This is a genomic window from Pseudomonas folii, from assembly GCF_014357575.1.
In the GTDB taxonomy this organism is placed as follows: Bacteria; Pseudomonadota; Gammaproteobacteria; order Pseudomonadales; family Pseudomonadaceae; genus Aquipseudomonas; species Aquipseudomonas folii.
This window is the reverse complement of record NZ_JACONW010000254.1, coordinates 1-4,396: the sequence shown is the minus strand read 5'-3', so window position 1 is coordinate 4,396 and position 4,396 is coordinate 1. Positions and strand designations below refer to the sequence as shown.

The window sequence follows — 4,396 nt, the reverse complement described above, 5'->3', positions numbered from 1 at the left end:
GCGTTGTGTATCAGTTCGCGAGCAGGCATGGAGTTTTCAACAGGGCGCATGACCCATCCGGTGTTCTCTTTTAGGCAACAATAAATTCATTCTGTAATATTGGTGCGTGTCCTCTCCCTACCCATACTCGAACCGTACCCCGACGCCACCAGACGGGGGCGCAAAGGCCGGATCTGCTGACGGAGCAACCCTCACAAGGGGCGTCATAAAGCAGGCGAGAGCATCGAGTTCTACCGCTCGCAGCACGCGAGTTTCCATGCCCGACATGGACTTTGAATCTGCCCTGGGTGCCGTCGGCACCTCCTGAAAAAACAACAACTATTGGCCAGCCGCATGACGATTGGCCAACAGGTGAGGGGACAACCATGCAACATTCTCACGCTGCGACACTGGGCGAAAACCGTGCCGTTTCATCGACCGTAAAACTGTACATCTGGGCGGCGGTCATTCTCGTGGTGGCCGAGGCAATCGGTGCGATCAGTATTCCCCTCGGCCCTGGCAAAGTCGTTCTGCTGCCGATGGTCTGGGCGCTGTTGATCGGTGCGGGTATCGGCATCTTCAGCCGTCGCATGCCGGGCTCGATCGGCCTGAGCCTCGGCGATCAAGTACGTTCCGCTTCCATCCTGCAACCGGCGCTGTTGGTGTTTATTGCCAAACTGGGCATGGTCGTCGGCGGTTCGTTGCCGCTGGTGTTTGCTTCGGGTTGGGCGCTTTTGTTTCAGGAGTTCGGGCACTTTGTCGGCACCGTGATTCTCGGTCTGCCGGTGGCGTTGATGCTGGGTATCAAGCGCGAAGCGATTGGTGCGACGTTCTCTGTCGGTCGTGAGCCAAGCCTTGCAATCATTGGTGAACGCTACGGCATGGATTCCCCGGAAGGTCGCGGCGTTCTGGCCGAGTACTTGACTGGCACATTGTTCGGCGCGTTGTTCATCGCCATCGTTGCAGGTTTTATCACCAGCCTCGGGATCTTCCATCCCAACTCGCTGGCGATGGGCTCAGGCATCGGTTCCGGCAGCATGATGGCTGCTGCAGCAGGCGCGATCGCTGCGCAGCAGACGCCGGAAGTGGCCAAGGAGGTCATGGCGCTCGCGGCTGCGTCGAACCTGATCACCACCACCATCGGCACTTACTTCACGCTGTTCATTTCCTTGCCGTTGGCGGTCTGGGGCTACCGCGTACTGGAGCCGATCATTGGCCGTACGACCAAGGCGTCAGTGATGAGCACGGGTCTGAAGCACGATCAGGTGTCTCTTGAGGTCAAGGAACTGGGTTGGGGTGGACGGATCAGCGCGTGGGTGGCAGCCGGTGCCTTGGCATTGATCGCCAACTATGTCGGCTACAAGACGTTGTCGCCAGCGGCCTTCGGTGGTATCGCGGTGATGATCCTGGCGGTGTTCATTGGCGAAATGATCTGCGTTGCCCTGCGCCGCAAGATCCCGGCGGTGTGCACAGTGTCCCTGGTTGCCATGTTCATGACTTCGCCAGCCTGCCCTTGGGCTGCGGAAATCGCGCAGATGGTCGGCTCGATCAACATGCTTGCGGTCATCACGCCGATGCTGGCGTTCGCCGGTCTGTCGGTGGCCAAGGACCTGCCAGCGTTCCGTTTGCTGGGCTGGCGCATCGTGCTGGTGTCTTTCCTGGCCAACTTCGGTACGTTCATTGGTGCGGTGCTGATTGCTGAGTTCTTTCACTGACTCTTGAGCGCTGAATGATGACTGAGCTCTTTCAATGATTCTTAGTTGTGAATGATGACTGTGGGAGCGGTGCTTGCCCGCGATGCATGAGACGCAGTCAGAAGCCACACCGCGTTATCGTTTATCGCGGGCAAGCACCGCTCCCACAGGTCATCACCAATGTCGAAGAAAGTATGAACCCATCACATCCCCAACGCCTGCTCCACCAACCAATCATGCACCGCCCGCCGTGCCGGGGTTTGCAGGGCGCCTTCGCGGTAGACCAATACATATTTCTTGCGCGCTGCAATCGGATGGCCGAACGGGATGATCAGCGAGCCTTCTTCCAGCTCATTGGTGATCAGCGCCTTGCGCGCAATCGCCACGCCCATGCCCATGATCGCCGCCTCAATGGTCAGGTGGTTGCGGTTGAACGTGTGGCCCCGACGCACGTCGATGCCTGAGGCGCCGATGGCATTCAGGTAAAACTCCCACTCGGCGTACTCATAGCTGCCGCGCCACGCGGTGATGTCGTGCAGCAGTGGGTAATGCACCAACTGGCTGGGAGTATCCAGCGGCGGCTTGCCTGCTTGTAATGCGGGGGAGCAGACCGGGAATAACTCTTCCTCCAGCAGCGAGGTGGTCATCAGGCCCGGATAGCTGCCGTCGTTGAGGTCGATCGCCAGGTCGAAATCGTCATCGCGCAACGAGCCGCTGCTGTCCTCGGCGATGATTCGTAGCTGAATGTCCGGAAACGCCTGCTCCAGTTGCGGCAGGCGCGGCATCAGCCATTTGCTCAGGAACGAAGGAATACAGCGCAACTTGAACACGCCGCCGATACGTCCCGAATGCAGCAGCCGCAGTTCATCATCAATACGGCTGTGTACCTCGTTGGCGACGATGGCCAGTCGTTGTCCTTCGGCGGTCAGCTCAAGACCACGACCGACCCGATGGAACAGCGCAAACCCCAGTCGTTCTTCGAGCTGGCGCATCTGCTGGCTGATCGCACCGGGCGTCACATGCAGTTCGTCCGCGCAGCGGGTAAACGACAGGTGCCGGGCAGCACAGGCGAAGACCTGGAGCCATGCGTGCATTTGCGCGTTGAGGATTTTGCTCATCTATCAGTTCTGCTTAACCATGGCTTAGGAAGTTTCGTTTGTGGATCGCTTGGCGGGAGCCTAAAAATACCTGCACATAAGAAAGTGTCTTTCGAGGCTGACAGCCTCTCACGAATCGAGCAAACCGTATGGCTATCAGCGTCTTCGACATGTTCAAAATCGGCATCGGCCCCTCCAGTTCGCATACGGTAGGGCCCATGCGTGCTGCCGCGATCTTCACCGTGCAATTGCGCGAGCTGGATCTGCTGAGCAAGGTCGAGCGCGTCGAGGTGCGTTTATATGGCTCGTTGTCGGCCACCGGCATTGGTCACGGCAGTGACCGTGCGACGGTCATCGGCCTGATGGGCGAGTGGCCTGATCAGGTTGACCCGGCGCTGGTCGCCCCTCGTGTAGACGCTGTGCTGGAACAACAGGTTCTGCTGCTCGGCGGCGAACAGCGCATTACCTTCGAGTGGCAGCGCGACATGCGCCTGCTGGAGGAAAGCCTGCCTTATCACCCCAACGGCATGACGCTCTGCGCCTATGGTGCCACTGGCGAAGTGTATGAGCAGACTTATTATTCGGTGGGCGGCGGCTTTGTCGTTGATGCTGAACAGGCCGCCAGCGGCGTTCTGGATAGCGATACCACTCAACTGCCTTACGATTTCTCCAGCGGCGCGCAGTTGTTGCGTCTGTGCAAGCAGCACGGTTTGAGCATCTCTGCACTGATGATGGAGAACGAAAAAGTCTGGCGCACCGAAGCGGAAATCCGCTCGCGGATCCTGCATATCTGGGGTGCAATGCAGGACTGCGTGAACAAAGGGCTGAGGGAAGAGGGCATCTTGCCCGGTGGCCTGAATGTGCGGCGGCGTGCTTTCCGGCTGCATCGCAGTTTGCAGGAGCTGGGCAAGCCCAACGTGATCAGCTCGACTCTCAGCGCCATGGAATGGGTCAACCTGTTCGCCCTGGCGGTCAACGAAGAGAATGCGGCAGGCGGGCGTATGGTGACTGCGCCTACCAATGGCGCCGCGGGGATCATCCCGGCGGTGCTGCATTACTTCATGAAATTCAATCCGGATGCCAACGAAGATGACATCGTAAGGTTCTTCTTGAGCGCGGCGTCGGTGGGCATTCTGTGCAAAAAGAATGCGTCGATTTCTGGTGCGGAAGTGGGGTGTCAGGGCGAGGTCGGTTCGGCCTGTGCGATGGCGGCTGCAGGGTTGGCAGAGATTCTCGGCGCAACGCCGGAGCAGGTGGAAAATGCTGCGGAGATTGGTCTGGAACACAACCTGGGCCTGACCTGCGACCCGGTGGGCGGTCTGGTGCAAATACCCTGTATCGAGCGCAACGCGATTGCAGCTGTGAAAGCAATCAACGCCGCACAAATGGCCATGCGTGGCGACGGTGAGCATTTCATCTCCCTGGACCACGCCATCCGCACCATGCGCGACACCGGCGCGGACATGCTTGAGAAGTACAAGGAAACGTCACGGGGTGGTTTGGCGGTCAAGTGGGTGGAGTGTTAATCCAGCTTGAAATGCGGTCGCTGTGGGAGATTCTATGTTGGCCAGCAAGCTGATTGACGACGTGGGACCGGCTTCAGCCGGGAAGAGGCCGTGACAGACG

At 59.0% G+C, this 4,396-nt stretch carries 3 protein-coding genes; 2 read left to right on the top strand and 1 reads right to left on the bottom strand.

All coding sequences use genetic code 11. The annotated features are described in order from the left end of the window. Positions 1-365: 365 nt before the first annotated feature. Positions 366-1,694 carry a DUF3100 domain-containing protein gene (locus H8S59_RS26265; protein WP_095099976.1) on the top strand — a complete coding sequence of 443 codons (1,329 nt, stop codon included), beginning with the start codon at positions 366-368 and terminating at the stop codon, positions 1,692-1,694. Between the two features lie 182 nt (positions 1,695-1,876). Here H8S59_RS26265 and H8S59_RS26260 read toward each other — a convergent pair whose 3' ends face one another. Then, positions 1,877-2,791: a LysR substrate-binding domain-containing protein gene (locus tag H8S59_RS26260; RefSeq protein WP_027902858.1), complete on the bottom strand. Its 915-nt coding sequence runs from the start codon at positions 2,789-2,791 to the stop codon at positions 1,877-1,879. A 128-nt stretch (positions 2,792-2,919) separates the two neighbouring features. Between H8S59_RS26260 and H8S59_RS26255 the strand changes: the two genes are divergently transcribed. Further along, entirely contained in the window at positions 2,920-4,296 is a 1,377-nt protein-coding gene (locus H8S59_RS26255) for an L-serine ammonia-lyase (RefSeq protein ID WP_187523306.1), read from the top strand. Positions 4,297-4,396 lie beyond the last annotated feature (100 nt).